The following is a 15198-nucleotide window of genomic DNA, read 5'->3' as shown; positions in this document are numbered from 1 at the left end:
CACCCGCAGCTTGGAAGCGCCCACCGGCTTGCGGGTGCCGCTGTCGCAGGCCGAATTCCGCCTGCTCAAGACCTTCATCGCCCACCCGCACTGCACGCTGGACCGGCAGCAACTGCTGGACCTGGCGCGCGGCGAAGGCGTGGAACAGCTGGACCGCAGCATCGACCTGCTGGTTTCGCGGCTGCGCCACAAGCTGGACGACGACCCGCGTTCGCCGCAGATCATCCGCACCGTGCGCGGCGTGGGCTACCTGTTTGCCGCGCTGGACGAGCCCCACAAGGCCAAGAGCTGACTGGGGGCCCCGGAAGGCTGGCGCTCACTTCTTTGTGTCACGCCGGCAACCAAGTCGACAAACGCCGCTGACGCACCCGCCCGAACATGCGCACACCGCCGAAGCGTCTTTGACAGCGATCCGGCGGCCCACCCCGCCCGCCCCCGCTTCTCTTCATCCCTGGAAAGCCCCTCGTCATGAACGTCTCATCGGCCACGTCGAACAACAGCATCTGGCAGATGCTCACCGCCCGCGCACAGGCCAACGCCCGCAGCAGCGCGACCAGCAGCACCGGCAGCGCAGGCGGCAGCACCAACACCGGCACCGCTGACGCGACCAGCAGCACGACCACCAGCCGGCCGGACGGCCCGCCACCGCCGCCCTCGCAGTTCGACATGGCGATGATGAGCACGGCCCAGTTCGCCGGCATGGGTGGCATGCCCCCAGGCGGCCAGGGCAGGCACGAGGACCCGATGGCCTCGCTGGACAGCGACGGTGACGGCAGCGTCTCGTCCGACGAATTCGGCCTGGACAAATCCAGCGACGCCGCGCAGGCCTTGTTCAAGGCCATCGACAGCGACGGCGACGGCGCGATGTCTGCCAAGGAAATGAGTGCCTTCCGCGACAAGATGACCGCTGCAATGGACCAGGCCCGAGAGCGGCAGGGCAGCGAAAGCGGCGCCGGCATGTCCGGCACGGGCATGCCCCCGATGGGCCCGCCACCCGGCCCGCCGCCGGGCGAATCGTCCTCGGCCAGCGGCGCCAGCGACAGCAGCACCGATTCGACCAGCAGCAGCGCAGCCAAGCCGAAGATCGACGTGCACGCCTTCATCGAGCAACTGGCCGCGCGCTACGCCAGCATGGCGGCCGACAGCGCAGGCTCGACCACCGGCCTGGTCAGCACTTCAGCGTGACCCCCTAGAACAGGCAGCGCAACACGTCTGCAGAGGTAGGGACAGTCAGCGCCGGCTGTCCCCCCTACACTAGGGTTTGGGAGCATGGCCGCTCCTGGGCATCCTGGTGCGCGCCCCACAGGCGCGCCGCCCGGTGTCTTCTCAACCTCGTGCAGGATGATCATGCTATTGCGTTTGTTCGGGGGCCGCGTGCTCCAGGCGGCCTTCGCGGCCCTGATGTTGATGGGCCTGCTGGCAGGCTGCGGCGGCGGTCGCACCGACCCCACGCTGAACCTCAGCGTGACGGTGGACGGCACTGCCATCGACGGCTCCCCGCTCTCGAACAGCGGCAGCACGACGATCACCCTCCAGTCTGGCCAGAGCCTGAGCATCAGCTCGAACCTGACGATGGACGTCGTCAACTCCCCCGCCGGCGCCACCGTCAGCCCGCTGACCCGCACCGGCACCAGTTGGATCGGCACGGTCAAGAGCGACGTCGCGACGACGATGACCATGACGCTCAGTTCCAGCGACTATCCGGAGATCAGCCGCACGCTGACCGTGAACGTGGTGCCGACGGCATTGGCGGTGACCGTGCAGGTCGACGGCAGCCCGGTGACCGCCACGCCAGTGGGCGCAGGCGGTACCTATGCGCTGACCGTCAACTCCGGCCAGCTGGTGACGGTGACTTCCAACACGAAAGCCAACTTCGGCCCGACGCTGACCAACACCCGCGCCAGCCGCATCTTCACCAACACGACCACCTGGCAAGCACAGTTGGTCAGCAGCGCATCCGGCAGCTCCGCGTCGCTGACGGTCTCGCCGCAAGGTGACACCAGCCGCACCGCGACAGTGAACATCACCGTGACGCCCACGCCATTGACGGTGACCGACCTCACGGCCAACGGCGCATCGCTTCCTTCGGTTCTTGCCGGCGAAATCCGCGCCATCAGCATCCATTCCGGGCAGACACTGTCGTTCTCGACCACGGTGCCGGTGACGGTGGAGCAGACGCTGGGCGAGATCACCAAGAGCAACAGCGCGACCACATCGACCTCCTGGTCCGCCAAGCTGAGCGGGGCAGCCGCTGCCACCGCGACACTGATCGTGCGCTCCCAGGCAGACAACACCGTCTTCGCCACGCTGCTGGTGACGGTGGACCCGAATCCGGTCGTGCTGACCCTCACGCTCTCTTCCGGCACCACCACGATTTCCACCGCGACCGTCAACCAGGGTGAAAGCCCAACGCTGGCGGTGAGCTCTGGCCAGACCGTGACGATCGCCTCGGCAGATGGCGCGGCCATCAGCGTCGCCGAGTCGCTGGGCAACGCCTACAAGTCCGCCGTCAGCCGCTCGAACACGAACTGGCAGGCCACGCTGAATTCCGGTGTCGCCACCCAGGTGGTGCTCACGGTCAGCGCCAAGGGCGACAGCAGCCGCTTCGCCACCATCACGCTGCAGGTCGCCGCCACACCGCTGGTGGTCTCCACCATTTCCGTGGCCGACCTCCCGGTCCTGACCGACGTGCCAGCAGGCCAGGCCGTCACGGTCAACATGAAGTCGAACCAGAAGCTGTTCGTGCAGACCGGCACCAACGCAGTCTTCAGTGCCGCGCTGGGCGGCGTCACGCAGGATCACCTCAACACGACTTCGACCACCTGGGTCTCGACCCTGGCCAGCAACGCGCCCACCACGGTGCAACTGCTGGTCACGTCGAACGCCGACAGCAGCCAGGTCGTGACCATCAACGTGGTGCTCGACCAGCTGCCGTTTGCGGTCAACCTGAACATCGACGAAGTGGCGCAGTCACCCTCGCCTATCCCTTCAGGCAGCACCCAGACCTACGCAATCAACTCCGGGCAGAAGGTCGTCATTGGCTCGGCCTCCGGACTGCCGATGGACTTCAGCCCGGACCTGGGCTCGGCGACGGCCAACAGCCTGACGACCAGCAGCACGCTGTGGGGCGCGGTGCTGACCAGCCGCACGCCGACCACCACGGTGCTGACGGTGACACCGCAAGGCGAGACCACGCCAGTCATCACGCTGAACTTCAACATCACGCCCACCATCCTGACACTGAGCACGGTATCGGTGAACGGCGTGGCCAAGGCCAGCAACGTGCAGTCCGGCACCACGCTGACCCTGCCGACGACCTCGGCCAACAGCGGCGCCGGCGTGGTGTTGCGGTTCAACGGCTCGATCGCCATGAGCGTGACCCAGGACGCGAACGCGGCCATCACCTTGATGGACACCAGCGTGGAATCCACCACCTACTACGGCAAGTTCAACACCAGCGCAGCGACCACGCTTGTGCTGCACGCCGCCTCAGTGGCCGATCCCACCAAGATCATCACGATCAACCTGCCGATCACGCCCTGAGCCAGATCGCACCCGGTAAAAAGGCCGCCTCAACAGGCGGCCTTTTTTTGCCTGCGCAGGCTTCAGCAGTGGCGGCTCAGGAAGTCTTCCACCAGCGCCCACTGCGCCGGCACGTTCAGCGCCGGGGCATGGCCGCAGTTGGCAATCGTGGCCAGTTCGGCGCAGGGGCCGGTGCGCGTCATGGCCTCGGCGACTTCGGGGGTCAGCAGGTCTGAGGTTTCTCCGCGCAGGCACAGCACCGGCAGATGCAGCTGGTCCCAGGCGGTCCACTGCGTGTAGTCGTCCGGGTGGTGCTCGAACTGCTGCGCCATCGCCGGGTCGTAATGCGGCGTGACACTCCCGTCCGGCAGGCGGCGCGCCGAGGTTTCGGTCATGCGGCGCCATTGGGCATCGCTCAGCTCACCATAGGGCCTGTAGACCTGCCGCAAATAGGCTTCGAGTTCACTGACGGTGCGGAATGCGGCCGGCTGGCCGGCATAGGCACGGATGCGCGCCACCGCGGGCCCCGCCAACTCGGGGCCGATGTCGTTCAGCACCAGGCTGCGGATGCGGCCCTTCAGCACGCCCGCGGCCGCCCGCAAGCCGATGGCGCCGCCCATGGACGTGCCCAGCCAGTGCACCTGCTGCAGCCCGAACTGATCGAGCAGGTCGACCGCCTGCTTCACGTAGAAGTCCAGGCAGTATTCAGCATCAGGCACCGGGCTCCATTCGCTGAGACCCCGGCCGACGGTGTCCGGGCAGATGACCCGATAGCGATCGGCCAGGTGGGCAGCAATGTCGTCCATGTCCCGCCCGGTGCGGGCCAACCCGTGCCAGGCGATCAGCACCTCCGGGTTGCCTGCGCCCCACTCGGTGAAGTGCAGCTCGCGGCCAGCGCAGCGGAGGTAGTGCGAACGCATGGTTTGGGCTGGGTGCATGCTCAATCGGGGATCACGAGCGTGCCGCCATCCATGGTGATCGCGTCGCCATCCGGCGCTGTGCTGATCGGCGGCACGTTGCTGGCGGCCAGCGCGGCGGCGCCGCTGGCGCGTGGCGTCGTGTGCACGACCTGGCTGGGCGGCAGCGCGGCGCCGGTGCTGAGCTTGGCGTACATCGCATCCATCGCCCGGTTGAAGTAGACGTGCAGCGGGATGAAGCGGGTGTCGTAGCCCATCAGCGCGCCGAAGGCGATGAAGCCGTCGAAGTGCTGGGCGTTGGTGACCTCGATGTAGCGCACGTTCGGGCCCTTGGCGTCGGCCATCTGGGTCTTGCCGAAGTAGGCGCGCGCAGCGTGGTTGATCGGCAGCAGCGCATCGCTGCGGCCGGCCACGATGATCACCGGCAGCTTGCCCAGCTTGGCCGTGCGCTGCACCTCGTTGATGCCGGCCTTCACGCGCTGCGACTGCGCCGCCAGCGTGCCCGTCAGCGGCGCGCCGGTCACTGGGTCCTTGCCGGTGACCAGCGAGCGCAGGCACAGCGCGCCGTCCAGCGCGAAGTCGGCCTGGCCGCTGGTCGGCGACACGGCCATGAAGTCGAGCTTGCCGCCGCCCACCGAGCTGTTGTAGACGATGTTAACGCCGCTGGTGGGCGGCACGCCGTTGCCGGTCGAGAACAGCCCCGCCTGCAGCAGCGGGTTCTGCGCCGCCACGCTGCCGGCGGCGTCGGTGTTGGCGAAGCTGAAGCCGCAGACGCTGTCGGCCACGCTGAAGCGGCCGGCCGCGTTGACGTAGGTCATCGCGATCGAATTGGTCGCGAAGCGGAAGTGCGACTGGTGCAGGAAATCCGCCTCGGGCGTGTAGCCGTGGGCGTGCAGCTGGGCCAGCGCGTCGTTCGCCTGGTCGGCCGTGGTGGCGCCGGTGACGAGGCCACGCGCGGCGAGGGCTGCGCAGCGCTGCGTCGCAGCATCGGTGTACGTTGTCGGCCAGAAAGCGGCATTCAGGGACAGCCCCGGCGCCAGCAGCGCGCAGGGTTGGTAGACGTCTGCGAAGGTGAAGTACTCGGCCAGCGGCTTGCCGATCAGCGGCACGGTCTGGCTGCCCTGGCGGATCGTCAGGCCCTTGACGCCGTTGGGCTGCGCGTTGGGCTCGCTGACGGCCACGCCGTCGATCAGTTTCTCGGTGTCCTGCTCGGCCGCGGCCAAGGCAGCGCCCGCGCCGTTGGACACGCTGGAGGCAATCACCAGCGTGTTCTTGGGCTTGAAGGCCACCAGGTGCTGGTTCGGGTTGTTCGGGTCCACCGGGCCGTAGCGTTCGTTCAGCACGTAGAAGGCGAAGCGGATCGCATCCAGCGTGTGCTTGCCCCAGTCCTTCTCGGGGTTCTGCTGCGAGTGCGCGTGCTTGTAGGCCACGCGGTTGGGCAGCGCGGTATTGAAGGCGGCCAGTTGCTCTGGCGTGAGCGCCGGCGTGAAGGGCGATTCGATGCCGGCAGCAGTGGCCGTCGTCAGCGTGCCGTCGCGCGCGATGACGGTGCCGGTCATCGGGTCGAACAGGCCGTTGCCGCCGCCCTTGTCGGTGTAGGCCACCGCGCAGCCGTGCTTCAGGCCCCACTCGCCAGCGGTGGCAATGGCGCCATAGATGCCGCGCGAGCCGGACGAAGTGGCGCTGACGATGCAGGGCTTGCTGGTGTCGAAACTGTCGGGCACCTGCACCATCATCGCGACGTTCTGCTGGCCGCTGCCGTCGTCGGCCCAGGCAATGGATTCGCGGCCGGCGATCTTGCCTTCGCCAAGCGTGTCGTTGCCGTTCACGTCGATGTTCGGTCCGTAGAACACGCCCATGCCGCCCAGCGCGGTGTAGTCCACCAGCGCACGGTAGTTGGTGTAGATCGCATTGCGGCGCAATTCGGCCGGGGTGGGCGCGGCCGGGTTGACGAAGACGGGCGTGGCACCCATCAGCCCGGTCTTGCCCAGGCCACCGGTCAGCAGGTCGTCGCTGCTGCCGTCGTACGCCTTCTCGACGATGGGGCCGCGCAGCGCGGTGGGCGGTTGGTTGACCGCCGCGGCCCAGGCGGGTGAGGCCAGGGCCGAGGCCAACGCGGCGCCCAGCACCGACAACACAGGGAACAGATTCGAGCGAGTCTTCATCATGGTCTCCTTGATCGACGTTTCATTCAGACGTCGCAGGCCGGCCGGGCTTTGCCCGCAACCGGCCCACCACGCCACTCGGGAAGTGGTACACGCACAGCACAAAACCCAGGCCCAGCCAGAACAGCCAGCGGTCTGGCGAGACCAGGGCCGAGAGCACTGGCACGCCTTCGAGCGCCCGCGCACCCAGCGCCAACAGGTCCTGCAGATAGTTCTGCGCCAGCACGAACAGCGCAGCGCCCAGCACCGCGCCGTAGAGCGTGCCCATGCCGCCGATCACGACAATCAGCAGGATGTCCAGCATCACCTCGAAGCTCAGCGTGGTGTCCGGGCCGGTGTAGCGCAGCCACAGCGCCAGCAGCCCACCGGCGACCGTCGCCACTGCCGCGGCCAGCACGTTGGCCAGCGTGCGCCAGACCACCACGCGGTAGCCGATGGCTTCGGCCCGGAAATCGTTTTCACGGATCGCCTGCAGCACGCGGCCGAACGGCGAGTTCACGACCCGCAGCAGCGCCAGGAAGCCCAGCGCCACGACGATGAACAGGCCGTAGTACGCGATGACCTTGCCGTCGATCATCAGCCCGAAGACCGGCTCGGCTAACGGCTCGAACGACGGCGACAGCAGCGCCGGCACCTTGTAGCTCAGGCCGTCCTCGCCACCGGTCAGCTCCGAGAGCTGCGAGGCCAGCGTCTGGAAGGCCGAGGCCACGGCCAGCGTGATCATCGCGAAGAAGATGGCTTTCACGCGCAGCGAGAACAGGCCGATGACGAGGCTGAGCAGCAGCGACAGCAGCAGCGCGCCGCCCAGGCCCAGCGCCACATGGCCCCAGCCCACGCCGCTGCCGGCACGCGCACAGGCAATGGCCACGCCATACGCCCCGATGCCGAAAAACATCGTGTGCGCGAAGCTGACGATGCCGGCATAGCCCAGCAGCAGGTCGTAGCTCGCCACCAGCAGGATGAAGACCAGCACCTTGGCCGCCACGTTCAGCGCCTTCGCGCCATGGAACAGGAAGGGCGCCAGCAGCAGCGCCGCGGCAATGAGCAGCAACGCCGCAGCCAGCCAGCGGCTGCGCGGCAGGTCGTGCGAAAGCAGGCGGTTCAGCATCGTGTTCACCGCACCGGATACAGGCCTTGCGGCCGCCACAGCAGCACCGCCACCATCAGGCCGATGTTGGAGAACAGCGCCAGCTTGGGCGCCAGGAAGCCGGTGTAGTTGGCCATCAGCCCCACCGCCAGCGCGCCGACGAAGCAGCCCAGCGTGGAGCCCAGCCCGCCCATGATGATGACGATGAACAGCAGCGTGTTCAGCTGCGCGCCGATCTGCGGCACCACGCTTTGCTGGTACAGCCCCCACAGCACGCCGCCCAGCCCGGCCAGCGCCGAGCCGGCGACAAACACGCCCACGAACAGCCGCCTCACCCGGTAGCCCAGCGCCTCGACCATCTCGCGGTCCTGCACGCCGGCGCGCACCAAGAGGCCGAGCTTGGTGCGGTTCAGCAGCCACAGCAGGCCGGCGAACACCGCCAGGCCCAGCACCACCGCAAACAGCCGGTACTTCTCGACCGCAGCCGCCTCGCCGCCGAACCAGGGAACCAGCACCGCGCCGCGCAGCGCTTCGGGCATGGGCATCGGCAGTTGCTGCGGGCCCCAGATCAGCTTGATCAGCTCCTCGCCCACCGTCATGCCGCCCATGGTGATCAGGATCTGCTTCAGGTGCTGGCCGTAGACCGGCCGCACGATCACGCGCTCAAAAGCCGCGCCCAGCGCCGCGGCCACCGCCATCGCGGCCAGCATCGCCAGCGCCACCGCGCCCAGGTTCTGCAGCGCCGAGGCACTGCCCACCCAGCCGGCCATGCCAGCCAGCACGCTGGTGCCGACAAAAGCGCCCGCGGCAATGAACACGCCGTGGCCAAAGTTCAGCACGTCCATCAGGCCAAAGACCAGCGTCAGCCCCGAGGCCATGATGAAGACGATCAAGCCCATCGCCAGGCCGGCCGCGGTCAGCGTCAGCCAGCTCGCGCCATTGCCGATCAACGGGAAGGCCAGCAGCGCCAGCGCGGCCAGCAGCCACAGCGGCTTCGCGTCGAATCGCGCGCCGGGCAAGGCCACTTCGCCCGGCTGCGTCGGCAAGCTGCCGGTGGGCAAAGGCGAATCGGTCATGCCGCCACTCCCAACGACAGCCCCAGCAAGCGCTGCTGCAGTACCTCGTCGTCCGCGAGTTCCGCCATCGCGCCGGTGTGCACGATGCGGCCGTTGTCCATCACCGCCACGCGGTCGCCCAGCGCCTTGGCCATCGCCAGGTTCTGCTCCACCATCAGCACGGTGCAGCGCTGGCGCTTGAGTTCGGTAAAGGCCTCGATCAACTTCATCACCATCGCCGGCGCCAGGCCCTTGCTGGGCTCGTCGACCAGCAGCAGTTCGCACGGTGCTATCAGCGCGCGGGCAATCGCCAGCATCTGCTTCTGGCCGCCGCTGAGCTTGCCCGCCGGATGCAGCCAGAACTTGTGCAGCGCCGGGAACAGGCCGAACAGCCAGTCCAGCCGCGTGCGGTCCAGGTCCTCGGCGCGCCGCGCGGCGCGAGCGCCCAGCACAAGGTGGTCGCGCACCGTCAGCTCGCTGAAGATGCCCATGGTCTCGGGCACGTAGGCGATGCCGAGGCGCGCAATCTCTGGCGTGGTCATCGCGGTGATCGCCTGCCCTTTGAAGCGCAGCACGCCAGCCGAGGCGGGCCACAAACCCATCACCGTGCGCAACGTGCTCGTCTTGCCGGCGCCATTGCGGCCCAGCAGCATCGTGACCTGGCCGGCGGGCACATGGAGGTCCACACCATGCAAGATGTGGTACGGGCCGACGTGAGTGTGAACGCCTTCCAGCGACAACGCATTCGTCATGCCGCCTCCTGCACCGGCGCCACGCCCAGGTAGGCCTGCTGCACCAAAGGCGAGGCCATCACAGAGGCAGGCTCGCCATCGGCCACCAGCGCGCCCTGGTGCAGCACCACGATGCGGTCCGCCAGCTCGCGCAGCACGTCCATCTTGTGCTCGACCAACAGGATGGTGCGGTCGCGCCTGGTCTTCAACCGGCGGATCAGGTCCAGCACCACAGGCGCATCGTCAGCGCTCATGCCGGCGGTCGGCTCGTCGAACAGGTAGACGCGCGGGTCCAGCGCCATCAGCATCGCCACCTCCAGCTTGCGCTGGTCGCCATGCGGCAGGCTGGCGGCCAGCGCGTCGCGCTGCGGCCAGAGCTGCGTCTCGGCCAGGATCTCGCGGGTTTCCTCCAGCCAGTCCTGGCGGTCCAGCCACACGCGCCAGCAGTTCAGCCCGCCCCCATGCCGCGCCTGCACCGCCAGCCGCACGTTTTCCTGCACCGAGAGCTGCGCGAACAGCTGCGTCAGCTGGAAGGCCCGGCCCAGGCCGCGCCGCGTGCGCTGCGGCGCGCCGAGGCGTGTGATGTCCATGCCGTCCAGCAGCACCTGGCCTTCGCTGGCCGGCAGCTGGCCCGAGATCAGGTTGAAGTAGGTCGTCTTGCCCGCGCCATTGGGGCCAACGATCGCGGTCAGCGTGCCCGGCGTGAAGACGCAGGACACACGGTTGACCGCGACGTGGCCGCCGAAGCGGATGCTCAAGTGGCGTGTCTCAAGCATGGGCTTTCTTGCTCATGGGCAGGTGCCGATCACATAGTAGTTCGGGGCCGTGTTCTTCAGCGTGGTCGTGACGAAGACATTCCACAACCCCATGTTCTGATTGGAACCATTCGCCAGCGCGTAGCCACCACTCTGGTGGGCGCGACCAGCCGAGACGTGCGCGTAGTTGCTCGCGGTGGTGCAGGTGGCCGCGGCGCCGGTGGTGGTGCCGCTGGCGGGGCTGGACATGGCGCCCTGCACATTGCTTGCATCGACCGCAGCCACGGTCCAGCTGTAGGTGGTGGCGGCCGTCAGCCCGGTGTCGCTGTAGCTGGTGCCGGTGACCAGGCCGCTGCCGCTGACCAGCGCGCCGCCGCGGAAGACCCGGTAGCCAGCCGCCCCGGTCACGGCCCCCCAGGCAATGCTCATGCTGGTGTTGGTGGCATTGGACGTGGCCACGCCGGTCGGCGCGGGCAACGCACCGCCGCCGCCGCCACCACCGCTGCCCGAGCCGGACGCCACGTGGTCGACCATGGCCTTGAGCGCGGCCATCTGCGTACCGGACTTGCGTGCGAAGTCGCTGCCGTACCAGCCGATCCAGTCCCAGCAGCCGTTGGGGTTGCCCAGCGAGCCGCTGGCGGACGTGCTGTGGCTCGTGCTGTCGACCTTGGTCTGCGGGAACAGCACGATGATGTGGTTGGTGTCGGCCCAGCGGGTGTAGCCGGTGTTCTTCAGGAACTTGTCGCCGATGGTCGCGTAGTTCTGTTGGCAGCCGTGCAGCGCCACGTGCAGCTTGCACTGGGTGCCGGCGGCGCAATCGGCCGGCACGTAGAGCCAGCCGGTCGCGGCCATGCCCGGGTTGCCGTTGCTGTAGGCGGTCTGGTCGAACTCGATGTAGTTGGCGGCTGCCGGCGAATCGTTGCGGGCCGCCAAGGTGCCGTAGAACTGCGTGAGTGCGGCCTTGGCGCCGTCGTAACCGCAGTTGGCGATGTAGGGCGAGCTGCTGCTGTTGCAGGCGTTGTCTCCCGTGCCGGCGAAGTCGGTCGGGAAGACGTGCGCGGTGCTGGCGCGCTGCACGTAGCTGAGGTTGCCGGCCGGCACGCCGTTGTTGCCGTACTGGGTGTTGACGGCGTTCATCGGGTTCGGGCCGACGGTGTAGTCACTGGTGCCGACGAACAGGAATATCTTCTGGCTGGCGACATTGGCCAGCGCATCGTTCAGCGAACCGCTCCAGTTGTTCAGGTCGGCCTGCATGGTGCTCAGCATGCTGGCGCTGATGCTGGCGTTGTACATGCAGGCCGTGTAGTTGCTGTGGCCGGCGCACATGTAAGGCCCGCCGGCGAAAACGCCCACGCCCTTGAAGGTGCCTGAATAAGCGTAGCCCAGCTGGTTGGCCATGAAGCCACCGGACGAAAGGCCGGAAACCGTCGTCTGGCTGGTGTCGACGTTCAGCGCGGGCAGCGCGACGGCGGCCTGGGCTGGAACGGTGGAAAGGCTGGCGAGTGTGATCGCGGCGAACGCCGCGACGGCACCCGCGCTGCGGGCAGAAAATCTCATGGCTTTGTCTCCGTTGGTCTCGGAACTTCGCAGCGGCAAGCGGGAGGCCTGCGCCGCGCCCAGGCGGCTCAGCGCGTGTTGCGCACCGGCACGTCCATTTCTTCGGCCTTGATCTCGCGCACCAGCTCAGGCACGCCCCAAGGGAAGGCCGGGTCCACCTTGATCTTGAAGTGATACATGCTTTGCAGGGCCTGGTGGTCCTGCTTGCGGAAGGTCATCGGGCCTTTGGGCGACTCGAAGCGCAGGCCTTCCATGGTGGCAATCAGCTTGTTGGCCGAAGCATCACCGCCGGTCTTCTTCAGCGCCTCGACGATGGCGATGCCGGCCGTCATGCCGCCGGCGGTGAAGAAGTCCGGCGGCGCCTTGTACTGCTTGTAGTGGTTGGCCACCAGCCACTCGTTGACGGGGTTCTTCGGAATGCCGAAGTAGTAGTAGGTGGCGCCTTCCATGCCGGGGAAGTTCTTGTAGGCGGCCATCGCGGGCAGGATGTTGCCGCCGGTGGCGATCTCGATGCCGTAGCGCTTCAGGTCCAGGTCGGCGATCTTGAACGGGTTGCCGGCGCCGGCCCAGACGATCCAGATCAGCTTGCGGCCCGGCAGGTCCTTGAGCTTGTCGATCAGGCGCTGGGCGCCGGCGGTGAAGTCGGTGGTGCTGGTCGGCAGGTATTCCTCGTGCACGACCTTGGCCTTCTTGATCGCTTCCTTGAAGGCCTTCACGCCGTCACGGCCAAACGCATAGTCCTGCGCCAGCGTGGCGATCACGGTGCCGGGCTTGTCCAGCGCCACCGCGTTGGAGATCGCGTCCTGGCTGCTGTTGCGGCCGGTGCGGAAGATGTACTTGTTCCACTTGTCGCCGGTGATGCTGTCGGCCACCGCCGGCTCCACCAGCAGGATCTTCTTGTACTCCTCGGCGACCGGCAGCATCGCCAGCGCCACGCCGGAAGACGTGGGGCCGATGGCGACGTCGGCCTTGTCGTCGCCATAGGCGGCAGCCAGCAGGCTCTTGCCCAGGTCCGGCTTGCCCTGGTCATCTTTCTCGATCAGGACCAGCTTCTTGCCGGCCACGGTCATCGTGCCACCGGTCGCGTAGTCCAGCCCCATCTGCAGGCCGATCGCCGTCTGCTTGCCGTAGGCCTCCAGCGGGCCGGTGCGGCTGTAGACATGGGCGATGCGGATCTCGCCGTCCGCGGCAGCGGCGGCCAAGGTGACCAGTGCGGCCGCAGCGGCGAGAACCTGCTTGCAAAAAGCCTTGAGCGGCATGCCGTGTGTCTCCTGCGTGTTCTTGTGTGCCTGCAACACCGCAAAGCCCGTGCCGCAAGCGGGCAGGGCCGGGAAAACACCGAAGGCACGTGGCGTCAGCGGCCGCCGGCGGTGTCGTGCGAAAGCTTCAGGGTTGTCCGTCCGGCAGACAGCGTCTGTTTTCCAGACACCCATCGCCGCATGTGCATGGCCACCAGACAGGGTTTCAACCCAGCTGGCCCAGCTTCTCGTACAGCGTGGCCCGGGCAATGCCCAGCAGACGCGCAGCGGCCAGCTTGTTGCCCTTGGTGGCGCTGAGTGCAGCGCGGATCGAACTCGCTTCCAGTTCGGCCACTGCGACCGGCAGCGGCTTCAACAGGCTTTGCATCAAGGCTTCGCCCAGCGGCCGGGCGCCCTGCAGCAAAGCCTCGGAAGGCTCGTCTCGCAGCGGCATGCGGGCCCGCGTCGGCATGTCCATCGGCACGGGCAGCAGGTCGCCGAAATGCCGGGCGGCGAGGCGCAGGTCGTCGGTCATCAGGCAGGCGCGTTCCAGCGCGTTACCCAGTTCGCGGATGTTGCCGGGCCAGCGTTGCGCGGCCAGCAGGTCCATCGCGTCGGCGCTGAGGCTTTTGTGCGGCTGGCTGTTGCGGCGGGCAATGTCGGCCAGCAGGTGGTCGGACAAGGCGTCCAGGTCCGGCATGCGCTCGCGCAGCGCGGGCAGGCGGATCGGCAGCACGTTGAGGCGGTAGTAAAGGTCCGCCCGGAAGCTGCCTTCGGTGACCATCACCGCCAGGTCGCGGCTGGTCGCGGCAATCACCCGCAGGTCCAGCTTCTCGACCTTGTTGCTGCCCAGCGGCTCCACTTCCTGTTCCTGCAGCACGCGCAGCAGCTTGGCCTGCAGCGCCAGCGGCATGTCGCCAATCTCGTCCAGGAACAGCGTGCCGCCGTCGGCCAGCTTGAACTTGCCTTCGCGGCCCTTGCGCTCGGCGCCGGTGTAGGCGCCAGCTGCCACGCCGAAGAACTCAGCTTCGAGCAAGGTGTCCGGCACCGCGGCAATGTTCACCCCCACGAACGGCCGCGCGGCGCGCGCGCTGTCGGCATGGATGGCCTGGGCCAGCAGCTCCTTGCCGGTGCCGGTCTCGCCCAGCAGCAGCACGGTGCTGGACGTGCCCGCTGCGCGGCGGGCCTGGCGCTTCACTTCGATGGCGGCCGGGCTGTTGCCGATGAAGCTGGCAATCGTGTAGCGGGTGCGGCGGTGCACCGCCAGCTCGCGGCGCGCGTCGTCCAGCTCGCGCTGCAGGCGCACGAACTTGGCCATCAGCGGCTGCAGGCCGGCGCCGGGGTGGTCCAGCAGCACCATGCCCAGTGCGCCAATGACCTCGCCTGCATCATTGCGCAGCGGCAATCGGCTGACCAGGAAGGTGCCGGCCTTGTTGGTCAGCAGGTCCACCAGCATCGGCTGGCCGCTGTCGATGACCTCGGCCATCAGCGTGTTGGGCACCACCTGCTCCACCGGCTGGCCGACGAAGTCGTGCTCGTCGCTGAAACCCAGCGCCGGCAGGAAACGCTTGTAGCCTTCGCTGATCCAGACGATGCGGTGGTGCTTGTCCACCACCAGCATGCCTTGCGCCGTGTTCGCGAAAACGTCGAACATGCTGCGCGCGGCCAGCTTCAGCACTTCATCGGCATCTTGCGGCAGGGCCATGGCGGCAGCGGGAACAGGCATCGGGCCAGTTTACGGAGCACGGACTGCTGGCGCGGGCGGGGCTCGGGTTTGTCCGGGCCAGGTTTGTCCGCTTGAAACAGCCTGTGGGCGGCTGCGGGTTGACCCCAGGTCCGTCGCCGTAATTACAAAATTACGATGCAGCCCATGGCCCTTGCCCCTCCCGTCGCCCCCTCGCTGCGCGGCGCTTCCCTGCACGACGGCGTGGCCACGCGGCTGCGCATGATGATGTTCGAGCAGGAATTGCTGCCGGGCCAGTGGATCGACGAGAAGGCGCTGGCCACCGAATGGCAGATCAGCCGCACCCCTCTGCGCGAGGCGCTGAAGGTGCTGGCGGCCGAGGGGCTGGTCGAGCTGGTGCCGCAGCGCGGCTGCCGCGTCGTCGAGCTGGACGACCACGACGCCGAGCAGCTGTTCCCGGTGATGGCCATGCTGGAAGGCCGCTGCG

The 15198-nt window shown here is 67.8% G+C and carries 13 protein-coding genes; 4 read left to right on the top strand and 9 right to left on the bottom strand.

Features of this window, described 5'->3' with window-relative positions:
• The 3 genes from FKP22_RS06670 to FKP22_RS06660 all read left to right on the top strand — a co-directional run.
• The coding region (locus FKP22_RS06670) for a winged helix-turn-helix domain-containing protein (RefSeq protein WP_141286384.1) at positions 1 to 292 on the top strand (292 nt) is incomplete at its 5' end.
• 176 nt (positions 293 to 468) lie between these two features.
• On the top strand, positions 469 to 1185 hold the full coding sequence (locus FKP22_RS06665) for an EF-hand domain-containing protein (RefSeq protein WP_141286382.1): 717 nt from the start codon (positions 469 to 471) through the stop codon (positions 1183 to 1185).
• A 162-nt stretch (positions 1186 to 1347) separates the two neighbouring features.
• Positions 1348 to 3543 (top strand): beta strand repeat-containing protein, encoded by a 2196-nt coding sequence (locus FKP22_RS06660; RefSeq protein WP_141286380.1) that lies wholly within the window; start codon positions 1348 to 1350, stop codon positions 3541 to 3543.
• A gap of 62 nt (positions 3544 to 3605) precedes the next feature.
• Here the strand turns inward: FKP22_RS06660 and FKP22_RS06655 are convergent, their stop codons facing one another.
• The 9 genes from FKP22_RS06655 to FKP22_RS06615 form a co-directional block, all read right to left on the bottom strand.
• Positions 3606 to 4442 (bottom strand): alpha/beta fold hydrolase, encoded by an 837-nt coding sequence (locus tag FKP22_RS06655; protein ID WP_233446814.1) that lies wholly within the window; start codon positions 4440 to 4442, stop codon positions 3606 to 3608.
• 20 nt (positions 4443 to 4462) lie between these two features.
• Complete coding sequence (locus tag FKP22_RS06650; RefSeq protein ID WP_375140562.1) at positions 4463 to 6607, bottom strand: 3-hydroxybutyrate oligomer hydrolase family protein; 2145 nt, start codon at positions 6605 to 6607, stop codon at positions 4463 to 4465.
• Between the two features lie 19 nt (positions 6608 to 6626).
• The gene (locus FKP22_RS06645) at positions 6627 to 7712 is read right to left on the bottom strand and encodes a branched-chain amino acid ABC transporter permease (RefSeq protein WP_141286374.1); all 1086 of its coding nucleotides are present in this window, start codon (positions 7710 to 7712) and stop codon (positions 6627 to 6629) included.
• Positions 7713 to 7717: 5 nt separating this feature from the next.
• On the bottom strand, positions 7718 to 8767 hold the full coding sequence (locus tag FKP22_RS06640) for a branched-chain amino acid ABC transporter permease (protein WP_141286372.1): 1050 nt from the start codon (positions 8765 to 8767) through the stop codon (positions 7718 to 7720).
• Positions 8764 to 9498 (bottom strand): ABC transporter ATP-binding protein, encoded by a 735-nt coding sequence (locus FKP22_RS06635; RefSeq protein WP_141286370.1) that lies wholly within the window; start codon positions 9496 to 9498, stop codon positions 8764 to 8766. The genes FKP22_RS06640 and FKP22_RS06635 overlap by 4 nt, the downstream gene beginning before the upstream one ends.
• Positions 9495 to 10253 carry an ABC transporter ATP-binding protein gene (locus tag FKP22_RS06630; RefSeq protein ID WP_141286368.1) on the bottom strand — a complete coding sequence of 253 codons (759 nt, stop codon included), beginning with the start codon at positions 10251 to 10253 and terminating at the stop codon, positions 9495 to 9497. The genes FKP22_RS06635 and FKP22_RS06630 overlap by 4 nt, the downstream gene beginning before the upstream one ends.
• Before the next feature lie 12 nt (positions 10254 to 10265).
• The gene (locus FKP22_RS06625) at positions 10266 to 11789 is read right to left on the bottom strand and encodes an extracellular catalytic domain type 2 short-chain-length polyhydroxyalkanoate depolymerase (protein WP_141286366.1); all 1524 of its coding nucleotides are present in this window, start codon (positions 11787 to 11789) and stop codon (positions 10266 to 10268) included.
• Positions 11790 to 11857: 68 nt separating this feature from the next.
• On the bottom strand, positions 11858 to 13048 hold the full coding sequence (locus tag FKP22_RS06620; RefSeq protein WP_141286364.1) for a substrate-binding domain-containing protein: 1191 nt from the start codon (positions 13046 to 13048) through the stop codon (positions 11858 to 11860).
• Between the two features lie 205 nt (positions 13049 to 13253).
• Complete coding sequence (locus FKP22_RS06615) at positions 13254 to 14732, bottom strand: sigma-54 interaction domain-containing protein (RefSeq protein ID WP_310733307.1); 1479 nt, start codon at positions 14730 to 14732, stop codon at positions 13254 to 13256.
• Between the two features lie 165 nt (positions 14733 to 14897).
• Here FKP22_RS06615 and FKP22_RS06610 point away from each other — a divergent pair.
• Positions 14898 to 15198 (top strand): GntR family transcriptional regulator (locus FKP22_RS06610; RefSeq protein ID WP_141286360.1); only part of this gene is annotated, 301 nt, incomplete at its 3' end.

The sequence above is a fragment of the Ideonella azotifigens genome, assembly GCF_006519715.1.
GTDB classification, from domain to species: Bacteria; Pseudomonadota; Gammaproteobacteria; order Burkholderiales; family Burkholderiaceae_C; genus Ideonella; species Ideonella azotifigens.
The sequence above is the reverse complement of the archived record's forward strand: the minus strand, read 5'-3'. Positions and strand labels throughout refer to the sequence as shown.

Coding starts and splice junctions, on each gene's coding strand:
- FKP22_RS06665 (WP_141286382.1), top strand. CDS start 469: ATGAACGTCTCATCGGCCACGTCGAACAACAGCATCTGGCAGATGCTC.
- FKP22_RS06660 (WP_141286380.1), top strand. CDS start 1,348: ATGCTATTGCGTTTGTTCGGGGGCCGCGTGCTCCAGGCGGCCTTCGCG.
- FKP22_RS06655 (WP_233446814.1), bottom strand. CDS start 4,442: ATGCGTTCGCACTACCTCCGCTGCGCTGGCCGCGAGCTGCACTTCACC.
- FKP22_RS06650 (WP_375140562.1), bottom strand. CDS start 6,607: ATGATGAAGACTCGCTCGAATCTGTTCCCTGTGTTGTCGGTGCTGGGC.
- FKP22_RS06645 (WP_141286374.1), bottom strand. CDS start 7,712: ATGCTGAACCGCCTGCTTTCGCACGACCTGCCGCGCAGCCGCTGGCTG.
- FKP22_RS06640 (WP_141286372.1), bottom strand. CDS start 8,767: ATGACCGATTCGCCTTTGCCCACCGGCAGCTTGCCGACGCAGCCGGGC.
- FKP22_RS06635 (WP_141286370.1), bottom strand. CDS start 9,498: ATGACGAATGCGTTGTCGCTGGAAGGCGTTCACACTCACGTCGGCCCG.
- FKP22_RS06630 (WP_141286368.1), bottom strand. CDS start 10,253: ATGCTTGAGACACGCCACTTGAGCATCCGCTTCGGCGGCCACGTCGCG.
- FKP22_RS06625 (WP_141286366.1), bottom strand. CDS start 11,789: ATGAGATTTTCTGCCCGCAGCGCGGGTGCCGTCGCGGCGTTCGCCGCG.
- FKP22_RS06620 (WP_141286364.1), bottom strand. CDS start 13,048: ATGCCGCTCAAGGCTTTTTGCAAGCAGGTTCTCGCCGCTGCGGCCGCA.
- FKP22_RS06615 (WP_310733307.1), bottom strand. CDS start 14,732: ATGGCCCTGCCGCAAGATGCCGATGAAGTGCTGAAGCTGGCCGCGCGC.